The organism is Accumulibacter sp. (assembly GCF_023806635.1).
GTDB lineage: Bacteria > Pseudomonadota > Gammaproteobacteria > Burkholderiales > Rhodocyclaceae > Accumulibacter.
The window spans coordinates 16,269-43,213 of sequence record NZ_JAMTDQ010000057.1 but is presented as its reverse complement, the minus strand read 5'-3'; the positions used below and the strand labels follow the sequence as shown (position 1 = coordinate 43,213).

Annotated in this window: 24 protein-coding genes and 1 tRNA gene; 10 read left to right on the top strand and 15 right to left on the bottom strand. The window is 67.7% G+C overall.

Going from position 1 to position 26,945, the window contains the following annotated elements; all coding sequences use genetic code 11:
- Positions 1–225: 225 nt before the first annotated feature.
- The gene (phaR, locus tag NFW30_RS10980) at positions 226–804 is read left to right on the top strand and encodes a polyhydroxyalkanoate synthesis repressor PhaR (RefSeq protein WP_295355832.1); all 579 of its coding nucleotides are present in this window, start codon (positions 226–228) and stop codon (positions 802–804) included.
- Positions 805–930: 126 nt separating this feature from the next.
- Here phaR and NFW30_RS10975 read toward each other — a convergent pair whose 3' ends face one another.
- The 5 genes from NFW30_RS10975 to NFW30_RS10955 form a co-directional block, all read right to left on the bottom strand.
- Positions 931–2,139: a sodium ion-translocating decarboxylase subunit beta gene (locus tag NFW30_RS10975; protein ID WP_295355831.1), complete on the bottom strand. Its 1,209-nt coding sequence runs from the start codon at positions 2,137–2,139 to the stop codon at positions 931–933.
- A gap of 97 nt (positions 2,140–2,236) precedes the next feature.
- A complete protein-coding gene (locus NFW30_RS10970) occupies positions 2,237–2,638 on the bottom strand; it encodes an acetyl-CoA carboxylase biotin carboxyl carrier protein subunit (RefSeq protein ID WP_295355830.1) in 402 nt (133 codons plus the stop codon).
- Between the two features lie 13 nt (positions 2,639–2,651).
- Complete coding sequence (locus tag NFW30_RS10965; protein WP_295355829.1) at positions 2,652–2,984, bottom strand: hypothetical protein; 333 nt, start codon at positions 2,982–2,984, stop codon at positions 2,652–2,654.
- A 24-nt stretch (positions 2,985–3,008) separates the two neighbouring features.
- A complete protein-coding gene (locus NFW30_RS10960) occupies positions 3,009–4,562 on the bottom strand; it encodes an acyl-CoA carboxylase subunit beta (protein ID WP_295355828.1) in 1,554 nt (517 codons plus the stop codon).
- A 370-nt stretch (positions 4,563–4,932) separates the two neighbouring features.
- Positions 4,933–5,019: transfer RNA gene (locus NFW30_RS10955), tRNA-Leu, on the bottom strand.
- Between the two features lie 39 nt (positions 5,020–5,058).
- Here NFW30_RS10955 and rnr point away from each other — a divergent pair.
- The 3 genes from rnr to NFW30_RS10940 are packed head-to-tail and all read left to right on the top strand — an operon-like array spanning position 5,059 to position 10,646.
- A complete protein-coding gene (gene rnr / locus NFW30_RS10950) occupies positions 5,059–7,287 on the top strand; it encodes a ribonuclease R (protein ID WP_295355827.1) in 2,229 nt (742 codons plus the stop codon).
- Positions 7,288–7,289: 2 nt separating this feature from the next.
- Positions 7,290–7,790, top strand: a complete 501-nt coding sequence (gene napF / locus NFW30_RS10945) for a ferredoxin-type protein NapF (RefSeq protein ID WP_295355826.1) — start codon at positions 7,290–7,292, stop codon at positions 7,788–7,790.
- A gap of 9 nt (positions 7,791–7,799) precedes the next feature.
- A complete protein-coding gene (locus NFW30_RS10940) occupies positions 7,800–10,646 on the top strand; it encodes an AMP-binding protein (RefSeq protein WP_295355825.1) in 2,847 nt (948 codons plus the stop codon).
- A 91-nt stretch (positions 10,647–10,737) separates the two neighbouring features.
- Here the strand turns inward: NFW30_RS10940 and NFW30_RS10935 are convergent, their stop codons facing one another.
- The 10 genes from NFW30_RS10935 to NFW30_RS10890 form a co-directional block, all read right to left on the bottom strand.
- Entirely contained in the window at positions 10,738–11,205 is a 468-nt protein-coding gene (locus tag NFW30_RS10935) for a nitrate reductase cytochrome c-type subunit (protein ID WP_295355824.1), read from the bottom strand.
- Between the two features lie 87 nt (positions 11,206–11,292).
- Complete coding sequence (gene napH / locus NFW30_RS10930; protein WP_295355823.1) at positions 11,293–12,195, bottom strand: quinol dehydrogenase ferredoxin subunit NapH; 903 nt, start codon at positions 12,193–12,195, stop codon at positions 11,293–11,295.
- Positions 12,192–13,169 carry a ferredoxin-type protein NapG gene (gene napG, locus NFW30_RS10925; protein ID WP_295355822.1) on the bottom strand — a complete coding sequence of 326 codons (978 nt, stop codon included), beginning with the start codon at positions 13,167–13,169 and terminating at the stop codon, positions 12,192–12,194. The genes napH and napG overlap by 4 nt, the downstream gene beginning before the upstream one ends.
- Before the next feature lie 133 nt (positions 13,170–13,302).
- Positions 13,303–15,825 carry a nitrate reductase catalytic subunit NapA gene (gene napA / locus NFW30_RS10920; RefSeq protein ID WP_295355870.1) on the bottom strand — a complete coding sequence of 841 codons (2,523 nt, stop codon included), beginning with the start codon at positions 15,823–15,825 and terminating at the stop codon, positions 13,303–13,305.
- A 7-nt stretch (positions 15,826–15,832) separates the two neighbouring features.
- Positions 15,833–16,081, bottom strand: a complete 249-nt coding sequence (locus tag NFW30_RS10915; protein WP_295355821.1) for a chaperone NapD — start codon at positions 16,079–16,081, stop codon at positions 15,833–15,835.
- Between the two features lie 212 nt (positions 16,082–16,293).
- Entirely contained in the window at positions 16,294–16,815 is a 522-nt protein-coding gene (locus NFW30_RS10910) for a gamma carbonic anhydrase family protein (protein ID WP_295355820.1), read from the bottom strand.
- A gap of 60 nt (positions 16,816–16,875) precedes the next feature.
- On the bottom strand, positions 16,876–18,096 hold the full coding sequence (locus NFW30_RS10905; protein ID WP_295355819.1) for an ABC transporter permease: 1,221 nt from the start codon (positions 18,094–18,096) through the stop codon (positions 16,876–16,878).
- Positions 18,090–18,794 carry an ABC transporter ATP-binding protein gene (locus NFW30_RS10900; RefSeq protein WP_295355818.1) on the bottom strand — a complete coding sequence of 235 codons (705 nt, stop codon included), beginning with the start codon at positions 18,792–18,794 and terminating at the stop codon, positions 18,090–18,092. The genes NFW30_RS10905 and NFW30_RS10900 overlap by 7 nt, the downstream gene beginning before the upstream one ends.
- Complete coding sequence (locus NFW30_RS10895; protein ID WP_295355817.1) at positions 18,794–19,987, bottom strand: efflux RND transporter periplasmic adaptor subunit; 1,194 nt, start codon at positions 19,985–19,987, stop codon at positions 18,794–18,796. The genes NFW30_RS10900 and NFW30_RS10895 overlap by 1 nt, the downstream gene beginning before the upstream one ends.
- A complete protein-coding gene (locus NFW30_RS10890) occupies positions 19,984–21,432 on the bottom strand; it encodes a TolC family protein (RefSeq protein ID WP_295355816.1) in 1,449 nt (482 codons plus the stop codon). The genes NFW30_RS10895 and NFW30_RS10890 overlap by 4 nt, the downstream gene beginning before the upstream one ends.
- 213 nt (positions 21,433–21,645) lie before the next feature.
- Here NFW30_RS10890 and NFW30_RS10885 point away from each other — a divergent pair, with 213 nt between their 5' ends.
- The 6 genes from NFW30_RS10885 (at position 21,646) to NFW30_RS10860 (ending at position 26,682) form a co-directional block, all read left to right on the top strand.
- Entirely contained in the window at positions 21,646–22,164 is a 519-nt protein-coding gene (locus NFW30_RS10885; protein ID WP_295355815.1) for a transcription termination/antitermination NusG family protein, read from the top strand.
- 84 nt (positions 22,165–22,248) lie between these two features.
- On the top strand, positions 22,249–23,373 hold the full coding sequence (gene gmd / locus NFW30_RS10880) for a GDP-mannose 4,6-dehydratase (RefSeq protein ID WP_295355814.1): 1,125 nt from the start codon (positions 22,249–22,251) through the stop codon (positions 23,371–23,373).
- Positions 23,374–23,385: 12 nt separating this feature from the next.
- A complete protein-coding gene (locus NFW30_RS10875; RefSeq protein WP_295355813.1) occupies positions 23,386–24,432 on the top strand; it encodes a GDP-L-fucose synthase in 1,047 nt (348 codons plus the stop codon).
- Positions 24,410–25,861 (top strand): MBL fold metallo-hydrolase, encoded by a 1,452-nt coding sequence (locus NFW30_RS10870; protein ID WP_295355812.1) that lies wholly within the window; start codon positions 24,410–24,412, stop codon positions 25,859–25,861. The genes NFW30_RS10875 and NFW30_RS10870 overlap by 23 nt, the downstream gene beginning before the upstream one ends.
- A gap of 173 nt (positions 25,862–26,034) precedes the next feature.
- Positions 26,035–26,280, top strand: a complete 246-nt coding sequence (locus NFW30_RS10865) for a hypothetical protein (protein ID WP_295355811.1) — start codon at positions 26,035–26,037, stop codon at positions 26,278–26,280.
- A 3-nt stretch (positions 26,281–26,283) separates the two neighbouring features.
- On the top strand, positions 26,284–26,682 hold the full coding sequence (locus NFW30_RS10860) for a type II toxin-antitoxin system VapC family toxin (RefSeq protein WP_295355810.1): 399 nt from the start codon (positions 26,284–26,286) through the stop codon (positions 26,680–26,682).
- Positions 26,683–26,945 lie beyond the last annotated feature (263 nt).

Sequence of the window (26,945 nt, the reverse complement as noted above, 5' to 3'; positions counted from 1 at the left end):
AGGGGCCTGTTTTTTTTTGCTGGCGTATAATGGTGCTGCACCGCACCAAACAGCCGTGATGCTCGCTCGTTGGCCCGGATGGCAGGAGATCGCGAGCCTGGCTCGTCGATCACCGAGCGTGTCCGAGGCGGATGACAGCACAGGTCCGGCCTGTTTGGGCGACCATCACGGCCTGGGCGCCGGCGAGCGTCCGCCGAGTCATCTCGAGAAGGAGGAAGGGTCGCCATGCCCGAGCAGCCGCGACTGATCAAGAAATACCCGAACCGTCGTCTCTACGACACCCGGACGAGCGCCTACATCACCCTCAGTGATGTCAAGGACCTTGTCCTCGCGCGCGAGAGCTTCAATGTCCTGGATGCCAAGACCAGCGAGGACATCACGCGCAGCATCCTGCTGCAGATCATTCTCGAGGAGGAGGCTGCCGGCATCCCGCTTTTCACCACCGACCTGCTGGCGCAGATGATCCGTTTCTATGGGCACGCGATGCAGGGCGTCCTCGGCAAGTACCTGGAAACGAACATCAAGTCCTTCGTCGACTTCCAGAAGAAGCTGCAGGAGCAGTCGCAGCAGCTCTACGGCGAAAGCAACAGCCAGGTGCACGCCGACATGTGGTCGCAGTTCATGAACTTCCAGGGTCCGGCGATGCAGACCATGATGGCGACCTATATGGAGCAGAGCCGCAAGATGCTGCACCAGATGCAGGATCAGCTGAAGACGCAGACGCGCACCCTGTTCACCGGGCTGCCGCTGCCCGGTTTCCAGCCTGAGGCAGAAAGCCGCCGCGAAAGCGATGTAGACACCTAGGCGCGGACTTCACGGTCGCTCGCTCGGGGCGCGCGTCACGCCTGCCCGCGGCAGGCGACCGGCTGCCGCGGGCACTACAGGCGGCCAGCCGGTTGTCGGAACCGCCCGCTTCGCTGAGAGGAGGTCCTACTGCCGCAGCAGGGCGACGTAGGTGGCGGCGATGATCGCCGTCGTGATGACGCCGCTGATGTTGGCGCCGAGCGCCTGCGGCATGACGATCGCGCGGGCGTTGGCCGCACTGGCCACCTTCTGCACGATCTTCGCCGTCGTCGGTACGCAACTGACGCCGGCGATGCCGATGATCGGGTTGAACTTGCCGCCCGACCAGTAGTAGAGGATGTAGCCGCCGAGCAGGCCGCCGAGGGCCGAGATCGTCAGCGCCAGCATGCCGAGCAGCAGCAGCTTGAGGACGGTCGGCTCGAGCAGCGTGTTCGCCTCGCAGAGGACGCCGAGCGTCAGGCCGAGGAAGAAGGTCGCGGCATAGAGGAACACCTCGCTCAGCAGCTTGGTAAACGCGTCGATGCCGCTCTCGCGTACCGCGACGCCGAGGAAGAGCGAGAAGAACAGCGGCGCCGCCACCGGAAACAGCAGGCAGAGCAGCGTGCAGGCGACGACGGCAAAGGTCAGCTTCTGCGCGCGGCTGATCTTTGGTCCGCGATCCTCGACCATGTTGATGCCGCGGATGTGCTCGGGCACCAGCCACTTGATCAGGTACGGATAGGCACCATAGGTGAGCCCGAGGTAGAGGTAGCCGACGACGGTGATCGGGACGAACAGATCCTTGGCCAGCACGAGCGAGGTGAACAGCACCATCGGCCCGTCGGCACCGCCGATCGTCGCCACCGCTGCCGCCTGGCCCTCATTCAGGCCGAGGCCGACGGCAATCGGGAAGACAGCGATCGTCCCCAGTTCGGCGAAGAGGGCGATGATCATGCTCTGGAACGGCCGCGCCATGACGTAGCCGACGTCGAGCAGGACGCCGATTCCCATGAACACCAGACACGCGATCAGGCCGTTGCTGAAGGTCAGCGTGTAGATCGGCTGCAGCCAGTCGATCTGCATGATGTTCATCAGGTCGATCGGGTCCGACATCAGCGGATCGACGAACAGCGTGCCCATGCGCTTGGCGTCGAGGAACATGACACCAGCGTTGACCGACGACATGCCGAGTCCCATCGGGATCATCAGCAGCGGTTCGAGGACATTCTTCGAGCCCAGGTAGATGAGCAGGAAACCGAGCAGCATCAGGAAGATGCGCCCGAACATGATCTTCGGTTCGGAGGCCGCCAGCGTGGCGATCCCCTGGAACAGATCGAGAAAGTTGATGCCTTCCATACGCGTCAGTCCTCACGCCGGGCGCCGATGTCACAGCCGGCCGGCGCAGCGAATTGCAGGCGGCAGGAAAGCGCTTCCTGCCTGTTGCGCAGCCGGTTCAGCCGATCGTCAGCAGCGGCTGCCCCCCCTCGACCGCGTCGCCGGGCGCGACGAGGACGCGCGTCACCTGGCCGCCGCGGCTGGCGATGACCGGCGTCTTCATCTTCATCGCTTCGAGCACCAACAACTGATCCCCGCTGGCCACCGTCTGGCCGACCTTGACGTTGACCTCGACGACGACGCCGCCCATGCCGGCGACCTCGTCGCCGGCACCGGCTGCTGCTGCCGCCGGCGCTGCCGCCGCAGCCGGCGCCGCGATGCTGGCGCTACCCGCCGCTGCCACCGGCGCCGCGGCAGCCGGCGCCGCGGCAGCCGATGCCGCCGACGATCCGGCCGTGAGTTCGAGTACGGTCACGTCGTACTCGCGTCCGTTGACCGTGACCTTGAATTTCCTGGGCATGTTCTTGCTCCTGTTATCTGCCGCCGCGGCCCGCAGGCCCCGGCAGGTGTGAATGATGTTGGGCGGCGCGTCCTTCGCTCGACCAGCCATGGCTCGCGGGGGCGATGTGCAGGATGCGGTGCGGGCCCATGGCAGCAAAGATCGCTGCCGAGAGGGCGGCGACATCCTCGTCGGGGACGCCGGGGCCGATCGGGCAGACCGTACCGACAGGCATCTCGACCGGTCTCGATTTCTCGGCGCGCGCCGTCAGCACCACCATCAGCTTGATGATCACGGCGACGATCATCGAGATGACGATGGCGATGCCGTAGACCTGCAGGGACTTGAGGATTGCGGCAGTCAGCATGATGCGGGTTCCTTTGCTCGCCGGTTACATGGGAATGTTGCCGTGCTTCTTGGCCGGCCGCATCTCGCGCTTGTCCAGCGTCTTGCGCAGCGCGAGGGCAACCATCCAGCGCGTGTCCTGCGGCTCGATGACGTCGGTGATGTAGAAGTTGCTCGCCGAGACGTAGGGTGAGGCGAACTCGTCGCGGTACTCCTGCGCCAGTTCGGCGGCCCTCGCCTGGCGGTCTTCGGCCTGCTCGAGCTCCTTGCGATAGAGGATCTTGACCGCCGCTTCGGCGCCCATGACGGCGATCTCGGCCGTCGGCCAGGCATAGACCATGTCGGCGCCCATCTCCTGGGCGCACATCGCCAGGTACGAGCCGCCGTAGGCCTTGCGCAGGATGACGGTGATCTTCGGCGAGGTGCAGGAGCCGTAGGCCGAGAGCATCTTGGCGCCGTGGCGGATGATGCCGCCGCGTTCCTGCTCGACTCCGGGCAGGAAGCCCGGTACGTCGACGAGGGTGACCACCGGCACGTTGAAGATGTTGCAGGTGCGGACGAAGCGCGCCACCTTGTCGGCGGCGTTGAGATCGAGGGCGCCGGCCATCACCATCGGCTGGTTGGCGACGAGGCCGATGACGACGCCGCTGATGCGTGCGAAGCCGACGATCACGTTGCGCGCGAAGCCCGCGTGTACCTCCAGGAGCTCGCCGCCATCCACCAGGCGGCGAATGATCGAATACATGTCGAGCGGCTCGGAGGGGCTGTCCGGGATGCAGTCGTTGATGCCGGGATCCTCGAGTTCCTCGATCGGCATCGAGAGGTTGTGCGGCGGATCCTCGGTGTTGTTCGCTGGCAGGTAGGAGAGGATCTGCTTCACCAGCGTGATCGCGTGCCGGTCGTCCTCGGCGACGAAGTGCGCGTTGCCGCTCACCGTCGAATGCATCTCGGCGCCACCGACCTCGGCCATCGTCGTCGCGCGGCCGGTCACCGCCTTGATGACTTCCGGACCGGTGAGGAACATGTGCGCGTTGTGCCGCGTCATGATGACGAAGTCCATCAGCGCCGGCGAGTACGCCGCGCCGCCGGCGCATGGGCCGCAGATCACCGCGATCTGCGGCACGACGCCGGAGAGCAGGACATTGGTGTAGAAGACGTCGCCGTAGCCCGAGAGGGCATCGACGCCTTCCTGGATGCGGGCGCCACCGGAGTCCTTGAAGGCGACCAGCGGCACCCCGGTCTTCAGCGCGTGGCGCATGATGCGCGTGATCTTGCGTGCCTGCATCTTGCCCAGCGTGCCGGCGACGACATTGAAGTCCTGGCTGAACGCCGCGATCTGCAACGTTCCGAAGTAGCCGTTGCCGGCGATGACGCCATCGGCCGGCAGCGTGCGCCCGGCAAGGCCGAAGGAGGTCGCGGCGTGTGATGCATAGAGCCCGAGTTCCTGGAAGGTGCCCTCGTCGAAGAGGGTCAGAAGCCGTTCGCGGGCTGACAGCAGTCCTTTCGCGTGCAGGGCTTCCAGCTTCTCGGGGCTGACATGGTCAATGAGCTTGTCGCGCCTGGCGCGCAGCTTGTCTATCAACTCCGGTTTTATGGTCATGTGGATTCCTATCGGTATCTGAGCCTGAACTGATTCTCATTTTTCAGCAGTGACCTGCTGGCGAGCTGCCGGCAGCGTAGTATCCATACTTTGCCTTGTGTTGGCTAGTGGTTCGAAAAAAATTCTTTCCTGTTGCGCGATCGGGCGCGTCCCGGCGAACGGATTGCCGCGGCACACGGGCCGTCCTGGCGTAGAATGGGAGGCTGATGCGGGGAGCCGATGGCGGCGGGTATGCCGGTCGATGGGCCGACGACAGAAACGGGAACGTACCGCAAGAGAAACGGAAAAGCCCCGCGACAGAAACGGAAAAGCCCCGAAGAAAGTGGGCTTTCACGGGGCTTTCGAATCGCCGGGCTTGCGTTGTTGCGGCTGGTGCCCAAGAGAGGAATCGAACCTCCACGGTGTTGCCACCACTAGGACCTGAACCTAGCGCGTCTACCAATTTCGCCACCTGGGCATTTCCAGCGAAGGCCGAATTCTATAGGAACATCAGCAGATGTCAATGACCAGCCTGTCGGCGATACGCCGCCGCGATCCGCAGCTCGAGCGTGAGCAGAAGCGCTACGAGCAACCACTGCCGTCGCGTGAGTACATTCTGCAGGTGCTGGCCGAACAGGGCAGGCCGGTCGCCTGCGAGGCGCTGCAGGAACTGCTCGACATCCGGGACGAAGAGTCCGCAGCCTTCCAGCGTCGCCTGCGGGCGATGGAGCGGGAAGGACAGCTGCTGCGCAACCGCCGGGAATGCTACCTGCTGCCGCAGCGCGCCAGTCTGATTGCCGGCCGGGTCGAGGGGCATCCCGACGGTTACGGCTTCCTCGTTCCCGATGATGGCAGCGAGCATCTGTCGCTCGAAGCGCGGCAGATGTCGAAGGTGCTGCATCGCGACCGGGCGCTGGCGCGTGTCGTCGGCCTCGACCGCCGCGGGCGCCGCGAGGCGGTCATCGTCGAGGTGCTCGAGCGCGCCAACAGCCGCGTCGTCGGTCGCGTCCTCGTCGAGCATGGCATCACGCTGGTGGTGCCCGAGGACCGGCGGATCAACCAGGACATCCTGGTTGCGCCGGAAGATGTGCACGACGTGCGTGCCGGAGCCGTGGTGACGGTCGAGATCATCGAGCAGCCCGATCGCCATACCAAGCCGCTGGGGCGGATCGTCGAAGTGCTCGGCAACTACGCCGATCCGGGGATGGAGATCGAGATCGCGCTGCGCAAGCACGCGCTGCCTTTCGAGTTCTCGCCGGCGGTGCTGGCCGAGGCGGCCAGCCTGCCCGAAATGGTGGCGCCGCATTCCTGGCAGGGGCGCGTCGACCTGCGCGCGGTACCGCTGGTGACGATCGACGGCGAGACGGCGAAGGATTTCGATGACGCCGTGTTCGCCGAGCGGCAGGAGCATGGCTGGCGACTGGTGGTGGCGATCGCCGACGTCAGCCACTACGTGCAGCCTGCGTCGGCGCTCGATCGCGACGCCCGCGAGCGCGGCAACTCGGTTTACTTCCCGCGGCGGGTGATTCCGATGTTGCCGGAGAAGCTGTCGAACGGCCTGTGCTCGCTGAATCCCGAGGTCGACCGCCTGGCGATGGTGTGTGACATGACGATCGATGACGCCGGCGGGATCAGCGGCTACCGTTTCGTCGAAGCCGTCTTCCGTTCGCACGCGCGACTCACCTACGACCAAGTGTGGAGCTGGCTGTCGCGGGCGAGCGAACCCGCGGATGAACGGCATCGCTGCCTGCTGCCCCATCTGCAGGCGCTCTACGGGCTCTATCGGGTGCTCGTCGAGGCGCGCGGCAAACGTGGTGCGATCGATTTCGAGACCATCGAGACGATGATGCTGTTCAACGACCAGGGCAAGATCGAGAGCATCGTCCCGGTCTTCCGCAACGATGCGCATCGGCTGATCGAGGAGTGCATGCTCGCCGCCAACGTCTGCGCCTCGAACTTCCTGCAGGTGCGCAAGCAGGCCTGCCTGTACCGGATTCACGAAGGCCCGACCGCCGAGAAGCTGGACGCCCTGCGCCGCTTCCTCGCCGAGTTCGGCCTTGCGCTCGGCGGCGGCGACGAACCGTCGGCACGCGATTACGCCGACCTGCTGGCGGGCATCCAGGGCCGGCCCGACGTGCAGCTGCTGCAGACGGTGATGCTGCGCTCGCTGCGCCAGGCAGTCTACAGCCCGGACAACGTCGGCCATTTCGGCCTCGCCTACGAGCACTACACCCATTTCACCTCGCCGATCCGTCGCTACCCCGATCTGTTGGTGCATCGCTCGATCAAGGCGGCGCTCGCCGGCGGAACATACACGCCGGGGAAATGGCAGGAGATCGGCGTGCACTGCTCGCTGACCGAGCGCCGGGCCGACGAGGCGACCCGCGACGTCGGCAACTGGCTGAAGTGTTACTACATGCGGGAGCGGATCGGCGAGACCTTCGCCGGAACGATCGCCGCCGTCGTTCCCTTTGGCATCTTCGTCGCCCTCGACGAGGTCTACGTCGAGGGCCTGGTGCATGTTTCGGAACTGGGTGACGAGTACTTCCAGTTCGATGCGACGCGTCACCAGATGCTGGGCGAACGCAGTGGCAGGCGCCATCGCCTGGGCGACCGCCTGGTCGTGCGGCTGGTGCGTGCCGATCTCGAAACCGGGCGCATCGACTTCGTCCTCGCCGACCCATCGCCGGCCGCTGCGCCGGCTGCCGCCGCGAAACGCGAAGGCCGCCCGGGCGGCACGGCCTGAAGATGGGCGACGCGCTCAGCCGCCGCAGCTTCCTGCGCGGCCGTTTCGCCGCCCGCGTGCGGCCGCTGCGTCCGCCGTGGGCGCTTGTCGAGGCGGACTTCGCGCAGCTGTGCAGCCGTTGCGGCGACTGTGCCGCCGCCTGTCCGACGCGCGTCATCGTTGCCGGCGACGCCGGTTACCCGACACTCGACTTCGCGCGCGGCGAGTGCGGCTTCTGCGGCGCCTGCGTGGCCGCCTGCCGGAGCGGCGCATTGCGGCGGCAGGACGGCCAGTCGCCGTGGTCGCTGCGGGCGGCGATCGGCGATGCGTGCCTCGCGCGACAGCGGGTCGAATGCCGCATCTGCGGCGATCTCTGCCAGGCGGCGGCGATCCGCTTCCTGCCGCACAGGGGCGGCGCTGCGCAGCCGCTGCTCGACGCCGCGCGCTGCACCGGCTGCGGCGCCTGCGTCGCCCCCTGTCCGGCGCGGGCGATCGCCGTTGCCGAGGGTGGCGATGTCGGCTGAGCCGCTGCGATGAGCACGCACCGGCACGACGAGGCCGCGGCGACCGGGCCGGTCGACGGGGTGGCAGCCGACACGGCGGCGCGCCTGCTGCGCGTCGTCAGCCTGCTGGTCGAAGAGACGCGCCCCGGCCGCGCCGGCCGCGTCGGCCTGCACAGCCACCTCGAACGCGATCTCGGGCTCGACAGCCTGGCGCGCGTCGAACTCCTCCTGCGCGTCGGCAGCGAATTCGGCCGCTCGCTGCCCGAGACCGCCCTCAGCGAAGCCGAAACGACCGCCGATCTGCTGCGCTTGCTGGACCGCGCCGGCGCCGCGACGCTGCCGGCGGCCGGCGTGGACCGGGTTGCCGCCGGCGGACCGATCAGTCTTCCCGAGCGGGCCGCGACGCTGGTCGAGGTCCTCGAGTGGCACGCCGAGCGGCAGCCCGGGCGGTGCCACGTGCTGCTGTACGGCGACATCGATGCCGCCACCGGCGAGCCACACTGCCAGCCGCTCTCCTATGGCGAACTGCTCGCCGAGGCGCGCCGCGTCGCCACCGCGCTGGTGTCTCGCGGTCTGCAGCCGCGCCAGGCGGTGGCGCTGATGCTGCCGACCGGCCGCGACTACCTGTCCTGCTTCTTCGGCGTCATGCTCGCCGGCGGCATCCCGGTGCCGATCTACCCGCCGGCGCGCCTGGCGCAGATCGAGGACCACCTGCAGCGGCATGCGCGCATCCTGGCGAATGCCGAAGCCGTGTTCATCATCACCGTGCCGCAGGCGAAGGGCGTCGCCGCCCTGCTGCGCGCCCAGGCACCGACGCTGAGCGAAGTGCTGACGCCCGACGAACTGTCGGCGGTGGCGATGCCGCTGCTCCATCGGCCGGCGGCGAGCGACACCGCCTTCCTGCAGTACACCTCGGGCAGTACCGGCGACCCGAAGGGTGTCGTTCTCAGCCACGCCAACCTGCTCGCCAACCTGCGGGCGATGGGCGAGGCCGTCGCCGTGACCAGTGACGACGTCTTCGTCTCGTGGCTGCCGCTCTATCACGATATGGGCCTCATCGGCGCCTGGTTCGGCTCGCTCTACTTCGGCATGCTGCTCGCCCTGATGTCGCCGCTCGCCTTCCTCTCGCGACCGGTGCGCTGGCTGCAGATGATCTCGCAGCATCGCGGCACGCTGTCGCCGGCGCCCAACTTCGCCTACGACCTGTGTGCGCGCAAGCTCGCCGACGCCGACCTCGCCGGACTCGATCTCGGCTCGTGGCGGCTGGCGCTGAACGGCGCCGAGCCGGTGAGCCCGGCGACGCTGCAGGCCTTTGCCGATCGTTTCGCCCCCTGCGGACTGCGGCGAACGGCGATCACGCCGGTCTATGGCCTCGCCGAGTGTTCGGTCGGTCTCGCCTTCCCGCCGCTCGGGCGCGGGCCGCGCATCGACCTCATCGAGCGCGCCGCGCTCTTGCAGCGCAAGCTCGCCGTGCCGGCGGCTGCCGATGCCAGCGACGTCCTGCGCGTGCCCGCCTGCGGTCGCCCTTTGCCGCGGCACGAGATTCGCATCGTCGGCGACGACGGCGGCGAACTGCCCGACCGGCAGGTCGGTGGGCTGCAGTTCCGCGGCCCGTCGGCGACCGCCGGCTACCACCGCAATCCGGCAGCGACGCAGGCGCTCTTCCGTGACGGCTGGCTCGACTCCGGCGACTTCGCGTACACCGTCGAGGGCGAGATCTACCTCACCGGGCGGGTCAAGGACCTGATCATCCGTGGCGGTCGCAACCTCTATCCCTACGAACTCGAGCAGGCGGTCGGCAACCTGCCCGGAGTGCGCCGCGGCTGCGTCGCGGTGTTCGCCAGCAACGACCCCGTCAACGCCAGCGAACGCCTGGTCGTCGTCGCCGAGACGCGCGAGGAGGATCCGCAGCGACGCGAGGAACTGCGGCAGATGATCAACGAGGCGGCGGTGACCGCGATCGGCCTGCCGGCCGACGAAGTCGTGCTGGCGCCGCCGAACTCGGTGCTCAAGACGTCGAGTGGCAAGATCCGCCGCAACGCCTCGCGCGAAGCCTTCGAACGTGGCCTGCTCGGCGTCGCCGGCGCCAGTTCCCGGCGGCAGCTCCTGCGCCTGGCCCTCGCCGCCGGGCAGGCACGCGCGGCCGACGGCGGGCGGCGATTCGCCAGGCGAGCCTACGGTGCCTGGTGCTGGACGGTCTTCCTGCTGCTCGGGCTGCCGGTGATGGCAATGGTGATCGCACTGCGCTCGCCGTCAGCCGGCCGGCGCATCGTCCATCATGCCGCGCGCATCTTCCTGCGCCTCGCCGGCATGCCGGTGTCGGCGGTCGCCGCCGATTCGCTGCCGGCCGGGCCGCACCTGCTGCTGGTCAACCACTGCAGCTATCTCGACTCGCTCGTCCTCTTTGCCGCGCTGCCGCCGGCCGCCGCCTACGGCTTCGTCGCCAAGCGCGAGTTCGTCGGCCAGCCACTGGTCCACGCCTTCCTGCGCGCGCTTGGAACGCTCTTCGTCGAGCGCTTCGATGCGGTGCGGAGCGTCGAGGATGTCGACGGGATCATCGCCGCGCTGGCGCGCGGCCAGAAGGTGCTCGTCTTTCCCGAAGGCACCTTCTCGCGCGAGTCCGGACTCAAGCCCTTTCGCATGGGTGCCTTCATCGCCGCCGTGCGCGCCGGCGTACCGGCGCTGGTCGGTGGCCTGCGCGGGACGCGCAGCAGCCTGCGCGACCGCACGTGGATGCCGAGGCGTGGCCCGATCGCCTTCGAGCTCGGGCCGCTTCTGCTGCCGCAAGGTGACGACTGGGCGGCGGCGGTGCGGCTGCGCGACGCCTGCCGCCGGGCCATGCTGCCGCTTTGCGGCGAGCACGACCTCGAAGCCTGACACGCGGCCAATCGCCCCCTGGGCGGGGCCGTCACCGGCGGCGACCGCAATTTCGGAAGCGCTGCAAGCCAGCCCCGCCGGTCAGACGACATCAGTTCTTCTTGACCACCTTCTTGACGGCGTCACCCTTGAAGGTGTTGTCGACCAGCGGCGGTGCGTCGACCTGCGGCACGTGGCACTGCACGCAGTTGTAGCGACCACCGGTGGCTTCGGCGTGCTTCCGGCCGTCACGGTCGACGAAGTGGCTGTCGCCGATCTTCGGCGCGTTCTTCTTCCGGTAGGTCGCGGCCGAGTGGCAGTCCATGCACTGGTTGCCCTCGAGGTTGATCTCGTCGAAGTTCTCGACGGCATGCGGAATGACCGGCGGCTGCGTGCTGAAGGTCCGTGCCACCGGTGCTTCGGTGCCGGGCCGCTTGCCGACGTAGGTCTTCACCTCCGGCGCCTGGTCCGGGGCGGCCACATCGGCGCCGCGCATCGAACTCGCGCCGTCGGCAGCAAACGCCAGCGCTGCCAGGGAGCTCGCGGCGATCGCCAGGATGAGTTTCAGTGACTGGTTCATGGTTGGCGTTTCCTCCACTTCAAGGGATGGTTGCAGGCATTGCGACGGATTGGCATGCGCGCTCTGTTGGCGGTGATTCCCCGGCTTTCAGGTTGTGGCGGTCGGCGACGGCGCTGCCGGCTGCGCGCCGTCGTCGGGGTGATTGTTGAAGCGCAGCCCGAAAGCGAAGACGTCCTTCGAGCAGACATCGATGCAGCGCCCGCAATTGGTGCAGTTGGCGGCAAGGATCACCGGTCCGATTCCCTGGCCGGCGCCCTTCAGCGCCGGGCGGATGACCTGCGGTTCCGGGCAGACCTCGAAACAGTCCATGCAGTCATTGCACGCGGCGCGCTTCGCTGCCGTCACGCGCAGTGGACTCCACCGGCCGAGTAGGCTGTAGAAGGCGCCGACCGGGCAGAGGTGGCCGCACCAGCCGCGGCTCATGACGAAGAGGTCGAAGACGAAGACCGCCAGCGTCAGCATCCAGGCGGCACCGAGACCGAAGATCAGGCCGCGCTGCAGCATCGACACCGGATTGACCAGCTCCCAGGCGATGCCGCCGCCAAGCGCCGCGAGCAGCAGCGTCATCGCCAGGATCCAGTAGCGGGTAGCGCGCGCGACGTGCGCGCTGCCGCGGATGCCGAGGCGGTCGCGCAGCCAGCCGGCGAGGTCGGTGACGGGGTTCAGCGGGCAGACCCACGAGCAGTACACGCGGCCACCGACGACAAGGTAGAAGACGAGGACGATCGCCGCGCCGATCAGCCCGAGTCTTTCCGGCCGGTGGCCGGTGAGCAGCGACTGCAGCAGGACGTAGGGGTCGGTCAGCGGCAGCGTGTCGAGGCTCAGGCTGTAGGCGAGATTGCCCTTGACGATCCAGATTCCGGCCAGTGGACCGAGCAGGAAGAGGGCGAGGATCGCGAGCTGGCAGAAACGCCGCGCCAGCAGCCATCGGTGCGCTGCCAGCCATCCCTTTTCGGACACCGCTTCGGCACCGGCGCGACGGCTGTTCATCGCCCGGCCTCCGCCGGCAGCGCCTTGCCACCGGCACCGCCGGCTGCCGCAGTGGCGCCGCCGTTCGCAGCACCGAGGCCTGGCGGCAGGCTGGGAACGCGCTGCGCATCGCCGCTTCCCGGCATCCCCGCGGGCAGTCGTTCGCTGCCCGGATCGAAGTGTCCCTCGAGCCTCATTCCTTCCGGCAGGCGGTCGGGCAGGTCGACGATGCCGCGCTCCTCGACCAGCGAGTGGCCACCTGCCTTCCTTTTCTCCTCCCAGCCGAGGCGGTAGTGTTCGCCGAGCGATCCCTTGATCAGTGGCGCCGGCAGCACCCTGATCGATGCCTCCTCGGTGACGCAGGCGTTCTCGCACTTGCCGCAGCCCGTGCAGTGCTCGGAATGCACCGTCGGGATGAACATCGTGTGCCGCCCGGTGCGCGTGTTCGGCCGCAGCTCGAGCGTGATTGCCTTGTCGATGACCGGGCAGACGCGGTAGCAGACGTCGCAGCGCAGGCCGAGGAAATTGAGGCAGGTCTCCTGGTCGGAGAGGATCGCGAGCCCCATGCGCGACTGGTTGATGTCGGTCAGCGAATGGTCGAGGGCACCGGTCGGACACGCCCTGACGCACGGAATGTCCTCGCACATCTCGCACGGCCCGCTGCGCGCGGTGAAATGGGGCGTACCGGTGGCGACGGGCGACTCCGGTTTCGCCAGCGCGAGAATGCCGTAGGGACAGTCGCGCACGCACATGCCGCAGCGGATGCAGGCACCAAGGAAGTCCTCTTCGTCGCCGGCGCCCGGCGGACGGATCGCCAGCGGCGGTCGCGCCAGGGCGTTTCGCTGATAGCCGGCGAGGCCGAGACCGAGGATGCCGACGCCGCAGAGCAGCCGCGCCGTATCGAAGACGAACTGGCGGCGGGCCGGCGACCGCGTGCCGCTGCTGCCGGATGTGCCTGCCCCGCGCTGGCGGGACTGATCGGAGGTCCTGGACATGGCTATGCGGTACCTGTGCATGACGGCCGCCGCGGGCGCTGCACGGAACCCGGGCAGCCGCTGGGCGGGCACTGCTCCGCCCGCCCCGGCACTCCCTGATCGTTCCGCTCGCGCCGCCGTGGCCTGCAGCCGCTCAGGCCTTGACCACCTTGCACGCACACTTCTTGAAGTCGGTTTCCTTGGAGATCGGGCAGGTGGCATCGAGCGTCAGCTTGTTGACCAGCCGGTGCTCGTCGAAGAACGGCACGAAGACCAGGCCGACCGGCGGCTTGTTGCGCCCGCGTGTCTCGACGCGCACCTGGATCTCGCCGCGCCGCGTGCTCAGCTTGACGATGTCGCCGCGCTGCAGGTTGCGCTTCTTCGCATCATCGGGATGCATGTACAGCCAGGCGTCCGGCATCGCCTTGTACAGCTCGGGGATGCGGCGGGTCATCGAACCGGTGTGCCAGTGTTCGAGGACGCGGCCGGTGCACAGCCAGAGGTCGTAATCCTTGTCGGGCATCTCGGCCGCCGGCTGGTAGGGCAGGGCGAAGATCACCGCCTTGCCGTCGGGATGGCCGTAGAACCTGACGCCTTCACCCTTCTTGACATAGGGATCGTAGCCCTCGCGGAAGCGCCACAGCGTCTCCTTGTTGTCGACCACCGGCCAGCGCAGGCCGCGCGCCTGGTGGTAGACGTCGAAGGCGGCAAGGTCGTGCGCATGACCGCGACCAAAGGCGGCGTACTCCTCGAACAGTCCCTTCTGCACATAGAAGCCGAGCGCCTTCGACTCGTCGTTGTCGAAGCCCTTGTAGGTCTGGCTGAGCGGGAACCTGTCGGCCTGGCCATTGGCGAACAGCACCTGGTACAGCGTCTTGCCCTTGTATTCCGGATTCTTCTCGAGCAGGGCAGCCGGCCACACCTCGTCGGTCGTGAAACGCTTCGCGAACTCGATGTACTGCCAGAGGTCCGAGCGTGCCTGTCCGGGAGCCTTGACCTGCTGCCGCCAGAACTGCGTGCGGCGCTCGGCGTTGCCATAGGCGCCTTCCTTCTCCATCCACATCGCCGACGGCAGGATCAGGTCGGCCGACATCGCCGACACCGTCGGGTAGGCGTCGGAGACGACGATGAAGTTGTCGGGATTGCGCCAGCCGGGGAAGATCTCGTCGTTGACGTTCGGCCCGGCCTGCATGTTGTTGGTCGTCGTCGTCCAGTAGAAGTTGATCTTGCCATCCTTCAGCAGGCGGCTCTGCGCGACGGCGTGGGCGCCGATCCAGTCGGGGAGCGTTCCCGCCGGCAGCTTCCAGACCTTCTCGGATGCTTCACGGTGCTTCGGATTGGTCACCACCATGTCGGCCGGCAGGCGATGTGCGAAGGTGCCGACCTCGCGCGCGGTGCCGCAGGCCGACGGCTGGCCGGTGAGCGAGAACGGGCTGTTGCCGGGTTCGGAAATCTTGCCGACCAGCAGGTGCACGTTGTAGACCATATTGTTGACCCAGGTGCCGCGCGTGTGCTGGTTGAAGCCCATGGTCCAGAACGAGGTGACCTTGACCTTCGGATCGGCGTAGGCCCTGGCCAGCGCCTCCAGCTTGTCCTTCGGCACACCGGAGATCTCGTGCGCCCGGTCGAGCGTGTACTCGGCGACGAAGGCCTTGAACTCGTCGAAGCTCATCGGGCTGGCATTGTTCGGGTTGCCCTTCGGCTTGCCGTCGTCGCCGGGATAGCCGTTGTTCATCGCCACCTTCTCGAGCGGGTGGTTCGGCCGCAGGCCGTAGCCGATGTCGGTGACGCCCTTCTTGAAGTTGACGTTGCGGGCGACGAAGTCCTGGTTGACCGCGTTGGTCTGGATGATGTGGTTGCAGATGTAGTTGAGGATCGCGAGGTCGCTCTGCGGCTTGAAGATCAGCTCGTTGTCGGCGAGTTCGGTCGAGCGATGGCCGAAGGTCGAGAGAACGTGGATCTTGACATCCTTGCCGGTCAGCCGCCGGTCGGTGACGCGCGACCAGAGGATCGGGTGCATCTCGGCCATGTTCGAACCCCAGAGGACGAACGCGTCGGCATGCTCGATGTCGTCGTAGCAGCCCATCGGTTCGTCGATGCCGAAGGTGCGCATGAAGCCGGCGACCGCCGAAGCCATGCAGTGGCGCGCGTTGGGATCGATGTTGTTGCTCAGCAGGCCGGCCTTCATCAGCTTGGCGGCCGCGTAGCCCTCCCAGATCGTCCATTGGCCGGAGCCGAACATGGCGATGTTGCGCGGGCCGCCCTTCTTCATTGCCGCCTTGCACTTCTCGGCCATGATGTCGAAGGCCTGCTCCCAGGAGATCGGCGTGAACTCGCCGTTCTTGTCGAACCTGCCGTCCTTCATGCGCAGCAGCGGTGTCGTCAGGCGGTCCCTGCCATACTGGACCTTCGACAGGAAGTAACCCTTGATGCAGTTCAGCCCCTTGTTGACCGGCGCATCCGGGTCGCCCTGCGTGGCGACGATGCGGCCGTCCCGGGTGCCGACGAGAACGCCGCAGCCGGTGCCGCAGTAGCGGCAGGCGCCCTTGTCCCAGCGCACGCCGTCATCCTTCTTCGCCGCGGCCGCCTGTGCCAGGCCGGGAACACTGATGCCGGCGACGCTGGCGGCGGCGGCAACCGCCTGGCTCTTGATGAAGTCACGACGGGTCAGGGTCAGTTTCATTTCAGGCTTCCTTATCGGTGTCGGGTTCGAACTGGTGATAGACCATGGACGCCGAGAGCACTCCCGGCTGCTGGTTGATCTGGGTGAAGAGTTCGCTGCTGCCCTGCAGCGAATCGCTTTCGATGGTGACGATGAGGCGACCCTCGTCGGTCACGGCGTGCACCTCGACGCCGGCGAGTGCCGACAGTGCCGCCTGCACCTCGGGCAGCGCGTGCGGGAGAGCGTGCACCAGCACGCTGGAGATGTTCATCTGGGCGGGTCGCTCCGGGTTGGCAGCAGTCCGGGCGGCATGCGAAAAGCTGCCGCAGCCGGCCGCCCGATCGTGCTTCAGGCGCACACTCTAAATCGGCCGCGAAGGCTTTTTTTTGATTCAGATCAGAATCGAAAAAAAGTTTTTGCAGTGCAGCAAAAGGACCTCCGCCCGCTGCTCGCCGCCTCCGGGCGGCGCCGTTGCCGGGCGGCTCAGATGGCCTGCAGCTCGCGCTGGTAGCGCTGCCAGTTGTCCACGTAATGCGCCGCGCTGAGGCGGATGCGGGCGACCTGGTCGGCGTCGAGCTGGCGTACCACCTTGCCCGGCGAACCGACGATCAGCGAATGGTCGGGAAAGGCCTTGCCTTCGGGAATCAGCGTGTTGGCGCCGACGATGCAGCCCTGGCCGATCACCGCCCGGTTGAGCAGCACCGAGCCGATGCCGATCAGCGACCCATCGCCGATCGTGCAGCCATGCAGCATCACCAGGTGGCCGACGGTGACCTCGCGGCCGATCGTCAGCGGCACGCCTTCGTCGGTGTGCAGCACGCACTGGTCCTGGATGTTGCTGTCCTCGCCGATGCGGATCGGATCGTTGTCGCCGCGCACCGTCGCGTTCCACCAGATCGATGCGTTCCGCGCCAGCCGGACGTCGCCGATGACGATCGCGTTGGGGGCGACCCAGCTTTGCGGGTCGAGCTGCGGGCGGCGGCTGCCGAGGAGGTAGATGGGCATCGGATCGGACTCGCGGTGATGGGGACGGACGGATTGTAGCCTGCGTCGCGCCCGCTGCGGTTACTGATGGCGCAGCGCCTCGATCGGATCGAGCGCGGCGGCGCGGCGGGCCGGATAGTAGCCGAAGAAGACACCGACACCGGCCGCGACGGCGAAGCTGACGAGCACCGAGGTGCCGGAGATGACGATCACCATGTCGGTCAGCGCGTTCGTCAGCAGAGCGCCGCCGACGCCGACGAAGAGACCGATCAGGCAGCCGGCGACCGAGATCATCAGCGCCTCGAACAGGAACTGCGCCAGGATGTCGCGCTGGCGGGCGCCGATCGCCATGCGGATGCCGATCTCGCGCGTCCGCTCGGTGACCGAGACGAGCATGATGTTCATGATGCCGATGCCGCCGACGAGCAGCGACACGGAAGCGATCGCTCCCAGCAGCAGCGACATCACGCGCGTCGTCTCGGCCGCCGAGTCGGCCGCGGCCGCCAGGTTGCGCAGGAAGAAGTCATTGTCCTGCCCCTCGCGCAGCCGGTGCCGCTGGCGCAACAGCGCGACCATGCTCGCCTCGACCGCCGGCATCGCTTCGGCGGACGTCGCCTGCACCATGATCATCCGCACCGAGCCGGGGAACGGGTTGCCGAAGACCTTGCGCTGCGCGGTCGTCAGCGGGATGATCAGCGTATCGTCCTGGTCGCGGCCGTCGAGATTCTGGCCCTTCCTGGCGAGGACGCCGATGATCACGAACGGGTTCTGGCGGATGCGCACCGTCTGCCCGAGCGGGTCCTCGTTCGGGAACAGGTTGTCGGCTGCGGTCTGGCCGATCAGCGCCACGCGCGTCGCCGCGCGGACGTCGGAATCGCCGAAGGGATAGCCGCTCTGCAAGGTCCACGCGCGCGCCTCGAGGTACGGCGGGGTCGTCCCGACGACCGTCGCGCTCCAGTTGTTCGGGCCGTGCACCAGTTGCTGCGTTCCCTGCTGCACCGGCGCCACGTTGGCGACGCCGTCGAGCTCGGCGATCGCCTCGGCGTCGGCGATGGTCAGCGTCGGGCCGCCGCCGCTGCCGCTGCGCAGTCCGCCAGCGCTCGTCGAGCCGGAGATGACGATGTACAGGTTGCTGCCCATCGTGCTGATCGTCTGCGCCACCGAGTACTGTGCGCCCTGGCCGATGGCCAGCATCAGCACCACCGAGCCGACGCCGATCACCATGCCGAGCATCGTCAGGCCGCTGCGCAGGCGGTTGGCGCCCATCGCCTGCCAGGCTTCGCCGAGCATCGCCTTCAGCATGGCGTCTCCCGGCTGGTCGGCTCGTCGCTGACCAGCAGACCGTCGCGAAAACGCACCTGGCGCGCGGCGCAGGCGGCGATGTCGGCTTCGTGGGTGACGAGGACGATGCTGATCCCCTGTCGGTTGAGGTCGGTGAAGAGGCCCATGATCTCGGCGCTGGTGTGGCTGTCGAGGTTGCCCGTCGGCTCGTCGGCGAGGATCAGTTGCGGCGCATTCACCAGCGCGCGGGCGATCGCCACCCGCTGCTGCTGGCCGCCGGAAATCTGGTTCGGCCGCGCGCCCTCGTAGCCGGCGAGGCCGACCCGCGCCAGTTCGCGCCGCGCCCGCTGCCGCCGTTCGTCGCGCCGGCAGCCGGCGTAGACCAGCGGCAGCGCGACGTTGTCCTCGAGGCTCATGCGCGGCAACAGGTTGAAGCCCTGGAAGACGAAGCCGATGCAGCGGTTGCGCAGGGCGGCGAGTTCATCCCTGCCGAGGTGCGCGACGTTGCGCCCGACGAGGAAGTAGTCGCCACTGCTCGGTGTGTCGAGGCAGCCGAGCAGGTTCATGAAGGTCGACTTGCCCGATCCGGAAGGCCCCATGATGGCGACGAACTCGCCGTTGCCGATGCTCAGGTCGACCCCCTGCAAAGCCGGGAACGAACCGGCCGCGGTCTGGTAGGTCTTGCCCAGGCCGAGCGTCCGGATGACCGCCGCGGACATCAGAACAGCCGCATCCCGACGCTGCTCGGCTTGCCACCCGGGGTCGCGACGTTCTCGCCGACGACCACGCTGTCGCCGGCCTTCAGCTCGCCGCCGACGACCTCGGTGTTGCGGTTGTCGGTGATCCCGAGCTGCACGCTGACCGGCTTCAGTTCGCCCTGCTCGATGCGGTAGACGGTGCCGCTGGCGGCATCGCGCTTGCGCCCGGGGCCATCGCCGGCCGGCCGCTGGCCACTGGCCGCCGCCGCCGGGCGGGCGCCGCTGCCGTCGGCCGGCCGGAAGCGCAGCGCCGCGTTCGGCACCAGCAGGACGTCGTGCCGGCTGGCGACGCCGATGCTGACGTAGGCGGTCATCCCTGGCAGCAGGATGTGGTCCGGGTTCGACAGCGAGACGCGCACGTTGTAGGTGACGACATTCTGCTGCGTCGTCGGGTTGAGCCGGATCTGCTGTACTTCGCCCTGGAAGCTGCGATTGGGAAACGCGTCGACGGTGAAGCGCACCTTCTGTCCCTCGCGAATCTTGCCGATGTCGGCCTCGGCGAAGCTCGAGTCGATGCGCATCTCCGAAAGGTCCTGCGCGATCTTGATCAGCGTCGGCGTCTGCAGGCTGGCGGCGACCGTCTGCCCGAGGTCGACGACGCGATCGACGACGACGCCCGAAACCGGCGAGCGGATCGTCGTATAGCGCAGGTTGACCTCGTCCTTGTCGGCCGCCGCCCTCGCCTGCGCCAGTTGTGCCTCGCTCGAGCGGCGCGCCTGGATCGCCTGCTCGAGTTCCTGCCGCGAAACGTACTCCTGCTTGAAGAGTTCCTGCATGCGGGCCTCGTTGGCCCGCGCCAGGTCCACCGCGGCAGCGACATTGAGCACGTTCGCCGCCGACTGGCGGGCCTGCGCGGCGAGCAGGCGGTCGTCGAGTTCGAGCAGCGGCTGGCCCTTCTCGACTTGGTCGTTGAAGTCGACGTAGAGCCTGGTGACGGTGCCGGAGACCTGTGTGCCGACATTGACCAGCACGATCGGATTCAGCGTGCCGTTGGCCGAGACCGTCTGCGTGATGTCACCACGTTCGATGGCCTGCAGCTTGTAGCGCTGTTCGAGCGACTCGCTGCCGCTCAGGCGGTACCACCAGAAAGCGCCGGCGGCCAGCGCGGCGGCGATGACGAGCAGCAGCAGGGGTTTGCGGGCGGACATCTTCATCGTGTTTCTTCCTGCCGGCCGGGTTTCGATGACAGCAACTGGCCGTCGAGGATGCCGAGGGCGCGGGCCAGCGTCGCGCGCGAGACATGCCAGTCGAGTGCCGCCTGCACCCGCTGCAGGCGGGCGTTGGCGAGCGCGCTCTGCGCGTTGAGCACATCGAGGATGTTGCCGACGCCGGCCTTGTAGCGGCCGAGGGCGACGCGCTCCGAATGTTCGGCGCTGGCCAGCAGGTCGGCGGTCGTGCGCAGCGTCTGCGTCGCCGTATTCAGGCTCTGCCAGGACTCCCATACCTCCAGCGCCACCTGCTGGCGGACGTTGTCGCGGCGCGCGGCGGCGACGTCGCTGCGCGCCTGCGCGGCGCGCACGTTGTAGGTCGTGGTGAAGCCCGAGAACAGCGGCAGGTTGAGCGTCAGGCCGATCGAGCCGGCATTCGCCGAGACGCCGCCGACGCTCTCCCAGGCCGGGCCGGCGGCGAGCGACAGAGTCGGCAGGCCGCTCGCCCGCGCGTAGTCGATGCCGGCCACGCTGGCACGGTATTCCGCTTCCGCCGCCTGCAGGTCAGGCCGCCGCAGGCGCGCTTCGCCGATCAGCGCCGCGACGTCGTCGCTGAAACGCTCGTCCGGTCTCGCCGACGGCGGATCGTCGAGGCGCAGCGGCTGGTTGGCGTCGAGTCCCATGACGTTGGCCAGACGCCCGAGGCTGTTCTCGCGCACGCCTTCGGCGCGGATGCGGGTCAGCGTCGCCTGCGACCACGCCGTTTGTGCCTGCAGCCGGTCGGCCGGCGTGCCGGTGCCGACGCGATAGCGGACCTCGGCTGCGTTCAGGCTCTCGCGGCTGGCCTTTTCCGACTCGATCGCCGCGCTGACCGCCGCCCGCGCCGCCTGTGCGTTGTAGTAGGCCTGCATGGCGTTGAGGAAGACCGTCTGCACGCTGGCGTCGAGCGTCGAGGTGGCGGCGCGCATCAGTTGCCGCGCCACCTCGAGATTGGCCGAGCGGGCGCCGAAGTCGAAGAGCAGCCACGACAGGGTCAGTGAGGCGTTGCGCTGGCTGCTGCTGCGCGAGTCGACCCGGATGCGGCTGGCGGTGGCGCGGCCGTCGAGCGTCGGCAGGAACTCGGCCTGCGCCAAGCCGACGTCGGCCGCCTGCACGCGCGCCGCGGACCACACCTCACGCGTCGCCGGGTTGCGGCACAGCGCCAGGTCGACCGCCTCGACGATGCCGTACGGCGCATCCGCCGCCGGCAGCTGGCACGGCAGGACGCGGCCGTCGATGCGCAGTGCCGGCCGCTCCGGCGTGATCTCGCGGGTGGCGAAGGGATCGCCGAGATCGAACGCCGACAACTCGGCGCTGAGGAGCGCGAGCAGGCCGGCGACGAGGAGGCGGTGCCGGGCGGCGGCGGCAGAGCGGGCGACGCTCGCCGGCTGGTGGCAGGGCAGGGGGCTCATCGGCCGCTAGTATAGCCAGCCCGCGGCCGATTCCGCCGCATTGCCGTCCGCTCGTTGCGCTCGCCTGCCGTTAGCAAATGTTTCAGGCCGCTGCAGCGGCAGCCGAATTGACCGGCGGCGCCACTTGCGGGGATACTTCGTCCTCCCGTCCGACTCCTTTTCCACGCTGTTCTGCCCCGTCCGGCGGCAGACGGCCCTGCCGGCCCACGACGCTTGTCACTCACTGCACCTTCCGACAATCCCTGGTACGTCTGCTTCTGCAAGCCGAGGCGCGAGGCCTTCGCGCTGCGCAAGCTCGAGGAGCAGGGCTACGACGTCTTCCTGCCGTTGCTGACGCGCTGGGAGAAGGCGAAGGACGGCTGGAAGCCGCAGCAGCAGGTGATGTTCCCGCGCTACTGCTTCCTGCGCTGTGGCCGCACCGGCCAGAGCATCGCGCCGATACGCAGCACGCCCGGGGTGAGCGGGCTGGTCACCTTCGGCAACCAGCCGGCGACCCTCGACGAAGCCATCGTCGAGGCGCTTCGTTCGCTCGTCGAGAAGCAGGCGGGCGCCGTCGCGGCCGGGCACACGCCGTTTCGTGCCGGCGACACGGTCGACATCGCCGACGGGCCACTGAAGGGCATGTCGGGCATCGTGTCGACGGTGGCCGCCGAGCGCGTCACCGTCATGCTCAGCCTGCTCGGGCGCGAGAAGCCGGTGGCGGTGCCGGCAGCCCACCTCACCCTGGCGTGATATAGTCCCGCGCCGCAATCATCGGGCGACGGCAGAATGGGCGCCCTGACAGACTCCAACCCGAACTTGAGGAGAAGAACCGGCATGACCGTGCAGAAGAAGATTGCCCTGATCACCGGCGTCACCGGCCAGGATGGCGCCTACCTCGCCGAGCTGTTGCTCGCCAAGGGCTACGAGGTTCACGGCATCAAGCGCCGCAGCTCGCTGTTCAACACCGACCGCATCGACCACCTGTACCAGGATCCGCACGAGCAGGACCGCCGCTTCATCCTCCATCACGGCGACCTGACCGACTCGACGAGCCTGATCCGCATCATCCAGCAGGTGCAGCCGGACGAGATCTACAACCTGGCGGCGCAAAGCCATGTCGCCGTCAGCTTCGAGGAACCCGAGTACACGGCCAACGCCGACGGCATCGGCGCCCTGCGCCTGCTCGAGGCGATCCGCATCCTCGGCCTCGAGAAGAAGACCCGCTTCTACCAGGCGAGCACCTCGGAACTCTACGGCCTCGTCCAGGAAATACCGCAGAAGGAGACGACGCCATTCTATCCGCGCAGTCCGTACGCGGTCGCCAAGCTCTACGCCTACTGGATCACCGTCAACTACCGCGAAGCCTATGGCATCTATGCCTGCAACGGCATCCTGTTCAATCATGAAAGCCCGGTGCGCGGCGAAACCTTCGTCACGCGCAAGATCACCCGTGCCGTCGCGCGCATCGCGCTCGCCCTGCAGGACTGCCTGTACCTCGGCAACCTGAGTGCCCTGCGTGACTGGGGCCACGCCCGCGACTATGTCGAGATGCAGTGGCTGATGCTGCAGCAGGATCATCCCGAGGACTTCGTCATCGCCACCGGCGTGCAGTACAGCGTCCGCCAGTTCGTCGAGTTCGCCGCCGCCGAACTCGGCATCGGCGTCCGCTTCGAAGGCGAGGGCGTCGACGAGGTGGGCATCGTCAGCCGGGTCGAGGGGACGCGGGCCAAGGTCAAGCCGGGCGACGTGATCGTCCGTGTGGACCCGCGCTATTTCCGGCCGACCGAAGTCGAAACGCTGCTCGGCGATCCGACGCGGGCGCGCGAGAAACTCGGCTGGACGCCGACCACCAGCGTGCAGCAACTGGTGCGGGAAATGGTCCTCGCCGACTACAGCTCGGCGCGGCGCGATGCGATGGTCAAGCTCGCCGGATTCCAGACCTTCGACCACCACGAATGACGGGCGACGACGATGACTGAACCCCGCATCTACGTCGCCGGCCACCGCGGCATGGTCGGCTCGGCGATCGTCCGCATCCTGCAGGGCCAGGGGCAGCCGCACCTGATCACCCGCAGCCACGCCGAACTCGACCTCACCGACCAGGCCGCGGTGCGCCAGTTCTTCGCCAGCGAGAAGCCGGAGCAGGTGTATCTCGCTGCCGCCAGGGTCGGCGGCATCCACGCCAACAATACCTACCCGGCCGAGTTCATCTACCAGAACCTGATGATCGAGGCCAACATCATCCACCAGGCGTGGCGTGCCGGTGTCCGCCGGCTGCTCTTCCTCGGCAGCAGCTGCATCTATCCGAAGCTCGCGGCGCAGCCGATGGCCGAGGACGCGCTGCTCACCGGCACCCTCGAGCCGACCAACGAAGCCTACGCCGTCGCCAAGATCGCCGGCATCAAGCTCTGCGAGAGCTACAACCGGCAGTACGGGACCGACTACCGCAGCGTCATGCCGACCAACCTGTACGGTCCCGGCGACCACTATGACCTGCAGAACAGTCACGTCATCCCGGCGATGATCCGCAAGCTGCACCTCGCCAAGCTCGCGGCGGCACACGACTGGCCGGGAATCGCGCGCGACGAGGCGCGCAACGGGCCGATCCCCGAGGAGCTGCGGCAGCAGCTGAACGGCACCAGCAATGCCGGCCTCGCGCCGTGCCTGACGCTCTGGGGAACCGGTACGCCGAAGCGCGAGTTCCTGCACGTGGATGACATGGCGGCCGCCAGCGTGCATGTGATGAACCTCGACAAGGCGATCTACGACGCCCACACGCAGCCGATGCTGTCGCACATCAACGTCGGTACCGGTGAGGATCTCAGCATCCGGGAACTCGCGCAAACGGTGGCGCAGGTCGTCGGTTACGGCGGCCGCATCGAATTCGACCCGAGCAAGCCCGACGGCACCCCGCGCAAGCTGCTCGACGTCTCGCGGCTGCACGCGCTCGGCTGCCGTGCCGGGATCGGGCTCGAAGAGGGCCTGCGACAGGCCTATGCCGACTTCCTGCAACGCTGAACCGCTGCTGGCCGCCGGGCAGGAGTCGAAGCCCGCCTGGCGCATCAGCCACCACGGCGCGGTCGATGGCGTCACCGGCTCGTGCCACCAGCTCAGTCTCGCCGACGGGCAGTCGCTGCTGATCGACTGCGGTCTCTTCCAGGGTGCCGAGACCTCGCGCGAGGGCGCCAGTGCCGAGCGCCTCGCGGTCAACTTCCCGGTCGGCCGGGTGCGCGCCCTCGTCGTCACGCACGTCCACATCGACCATGTCGGGCGCCTGCCGCACCTCCTCGCCGCCGGCTATCGCGGGCCGATCATCTGCAGCGAAGCGTCGGCGAAGCTGTTGCCGCTGGTTCTCGAGGATGCCGTCAAGGTCGGCTTCACGCGCGAGCGCGCGCTCGCCGATCGCTTTCTCGAGCAGATCCGCAGGCAGATCGTCGCCTTGCCGTACAAGGAGTGGCAGACCGTCATCGACGGCGAGGTCGAACTGCGCATCAAGCTCTCGCCGGCCGGCCACATCCTCGGCTCGGCGTACGTCGAATGCGATCTGCGACAGGGCAGAGAGCGGCAGCGGATCGTCTTCTCCGGCGACCTCGGCGCGCCGCACACGCCCCTGCTGCCGGCGCCGCAGTCGCCCTACGCGGCCGACGTCGTCGTCCTCGAGAGCACCTACGGCGATCGCTGCCACGACAGCCGCCGCGACCGCCGGCAGCGGCTGCAGGCGGTCTGCGAACACGCCTTCGGCAACAGGGGGGCACTGCTCATCCCGGCCTTCAGCATCGGTCGCACGCAGGAACTGCTCTACGAACTCGAGGAGATCATCCACCGCAATCGCCAGCGCGCCGCCGCGCCCGGCGTCCGCTGGGAGGACCTCGACATCATCGTCGATTCGCCGCTCGCCGCCGACTTCACCAATGGCTACATGCAACTGCGCCAGCACTGGGACGCCGAAGCCCGGCGCAAGCTCGCCGCCGGCCGCCATCCGCTCGACTTCGAGCAACTGACCACCATCGACGACCATGCCACCCACCTGCGTGCGGTCGAGTACCTGGCCCGGACCGCCCGGCCGGTGGTCGTCATCGCCGCCAGCGGCATGTGCAGCGGCGGGCGCATCGTCAACTACCTCAAGGCGATGCTCGGTGATCCGCGCCACGACATCCTCTTCACCGGCTACCAGGCGGCGGGGACGCCGGGCCGCGACATCCAGCGCTACGGCCCGAAGGGCGGCCATGTCGATCTCGATGGCCAGCGCTACCCGATCCGGGCCGCGGTGCACACGCTTGGTGGCTACTCCGCGCACGCCGACCAGAAGGATCTCCTCAACTTCATCGGTCGCATGCGCCGGCCGCCGCGGCAGGTGCGCCTGGTGCATGGCGAAGATCTCGCCAAGCGGACGCTGGCGGCGGCGATCCGCGAGCGACATCCCGGCATCGAGGTGCTGGTGCCGTGATCGCCCGCGCCGGCGTCGCCAGCCGGGCCGGTGGCCCGGGGAAACGGTGACAGGATACTTTTCAGACGATACAGATACTGCTCCCTCTTGACCGTTGGAGCAGCCTGAAGAAAGAAGTCTTCATGACGATGCATGCATTATAATGAAACGTCGTTCATTCGCGGACCCTGATCATGCCCTCCCTGCAAATTCGCAATCTGCCAGAAGACCTGTACGAAGCGCTGGCTTTTCGCGCTGAACAGTCGCACCGGAGTTTGGCGCAGGAGGCGCTGATCGCGCTTCGCAGGGCAACGGAGAGCACCGTCAGTGGGCGCCGGCAACAGATTCTGGAAGAAATCAGCCTCGACATCGCGACCGCCGGTATCCGGGCGCTTTCCGTCCCGCCTGAACGAATGCTTCGCGAAGACCGCGACCGTTAGTCGATGCGCATCGTCCTGGATGCTTCCGCCGCTGCCCACATCATCTTGCGGACTGATCTTGCGCCGGCCCTGATCGAAAAACTTGGACAAGGCCGACTGGTCATCGCGCCCTCTCTGTTTCATGCTGAAGTTGCGAATACGCTCTGGAAATACGTCCGTTGCGGCGATTTGGGGAAAGACACGGCCTTGGCTCGCTATAGCGAGGCCGTCGGCCTGGTGGACGCTTTCGAAGCGGACGACGCGCTCGCCACCGAGGCCTTGTCGGCCGCCATCCGCTACAGCCACCCGGTCTACGACCTGCTCTACGTCATTCTGGCGCGTCGGCACGGCTGCCGACTGCTGACCGTCGACAAGCGGCTCATCACCCTTGCCGGTCAGATTGATGAAAGCATGCTTCCCTAGAAGATCGGCTGCCAACCGGCGAGCAGGACTTCGATCGCGGACAGTCCGACCCGACAACCAGCAGCGCCCCGTACCGCGTCTTCAACAGCGGATGGCATCCCGATCCACGAACCCGGAAGCTCGAAGACGGGTGGCCCCCGTGGTGGCGCGTGCGGGGCGGGCGCCGACCCGCAGTGGCACTGAAACCGCCACAGCGAGTTCTCCGCGGGCACGGTGGATCTTGTCCAGCCCTCGTGATGGCCTTATCATTCGCGTTCACCCAT

Coding starts and splice junctions, on each gene's coding strand:
- phaR (WP_295355832.1), top strand. CDS start 226: ATGCCCGAGCAGCCGCGACTGATCAAGAAATACCCGAACCGTCGTCTC.
- NFW30_RS10975 (WP_295355831.1), bottom strand. CDS start 2,139: ATGGAAGGCATCAACTTTCTCGATCTGTTCCAGGGGATCGCCACGCTG.
- NFW30_RS10970 (WP_295355830.1), bottom strand. CDS start 2,638: ATGCCCAGGAAATTCAAGGTCACGGTCAACGGACGCGAGTACGACGTG.
- NFW30_RS10965 (WP_295355829.1), bottom strand. CDS start 2,984: ATGCTGACTGCCGCAATCCTCAAGTCCCTGCAGGTCTACGGCATCGCC.
- NFW30_RS10960 (WP_295355828.1), bottom strand. CDS start 4,562: ATGACCATAAAACCGGAGTTGATAGACAAGCTGCGCGCCAGGCGCGAC.
- rnr (WP_295355827.1), top strand. CDS start 5,059: ATGTCAATGACCAGCCTGTCGGCGATACGCCGCCGCGATCCGCAGCTC.
- napF (WP_295355826.1), top strand. CDS start 7,290: ATGGGCGACGCGCTCAGCCGCCGCAGCTTCCTGCGCGGCCGTTTCGCC.
- NFW30_RS10940 (WP_295355825.1), top strand. CDS start 7,800: ATGAGCACGCACCGGCACGACGAGGCCGCGGCGACCGGGCCGGTCGAC.
- NFW30_RS10935 (WP_295355824.1), bottom strand. CDS start 11,205: ATGAACCAGTCACTGAAACTCATCCTGGCGATCGCCGCGAGCTCCCTG.
- napH (WP_295355823.1), bottom strand. CDS start 12,195: ATGAACAGCCGTCGCGCCGGTGCCGAAGCGGTGTCCGAAAAGGGATGG.
- napG (WP_295355822.1), bottom strand. CDS start 13,169: ATGTCCAGGACCTCCGATCAGTCCCGCCAGCGCGGGGCAGGCACATCC.
- NFW30_RS10915 (WP_295355821.1), bottom strand. CDS start 16,081: ATGAACATCTCCAGCGTGCTGGTGCACGCTCTCCCGCACGCGCTGCCC.
- NFW30_RS10910 (WP_295355820.1), bottom strand. CDS start 16,815: ATGCCCATCTACCTCCTCGGCAGCCGCCGCCCGCAGCTCGACCCGCAA.
- NFW30_RS10905 (WP_295355819.1), bottom strand. CDS start 18,096: ATGCTGAAGGCGATGCTCGGCGAAGCCTGGCAGGCGATGGGCGCCAAC.
- NFW30_RS10900 (WP_295355818.1), bottom strand. CDS start 18,794: ATGTCCGCGGCGGTCATCCGGACGCTCGGCCTGGGCAAGACCTACCAG.
- NFW30_RS10895 (WP_295355817.1), bottom strand. CDS start 19,987: ATGAAGATGTCCGCCCGCAAACCCCTGCTGCTGCTCGTCATCGCCGCC.
- NFW30_RS10890 (WP_295355816.1), bottom strand. CDS start 21,432: ATGAGCCCCCTGCCCTGCCACCAGCCGGCGAGCGTCGCCCGCTCTGCC.
- gmd (WP_295355814.1), top strand. CDS start 22,249: ATGACCGTGCAGAAGAAGATTGCCCTGATCACCGGCGTCACCGGCCAG.
- NFW30_RS10875 (WP_295355813.1), top strand. CDS start 23,386: ATGACTGAACCCCGCATCTACGTCGCCGGCCACCGCGGCATGGTCGGC.
- NFW30_RS10870 (WP_295355812.1), top strand. CDS start 24,410: ATGCCGACTTCCTGCAACGCTGAACCGCTGCTGGCCGCCGGGCAGGAG.
- NFW30_RS10865 (WP_295355811.1), top strand. CDS start 26,035: ATGCCCTCCCTGCAAATTCGCAATCTGCCAGAAGACCTGTACGAAGCG.
- NFW30_RS10860 (WP_295355810.1), top strand. CDS start 26,284: ATGCGCATCGTCCTGGATGCTTCCGCCGCTGCCCACATCATCTTGCGG.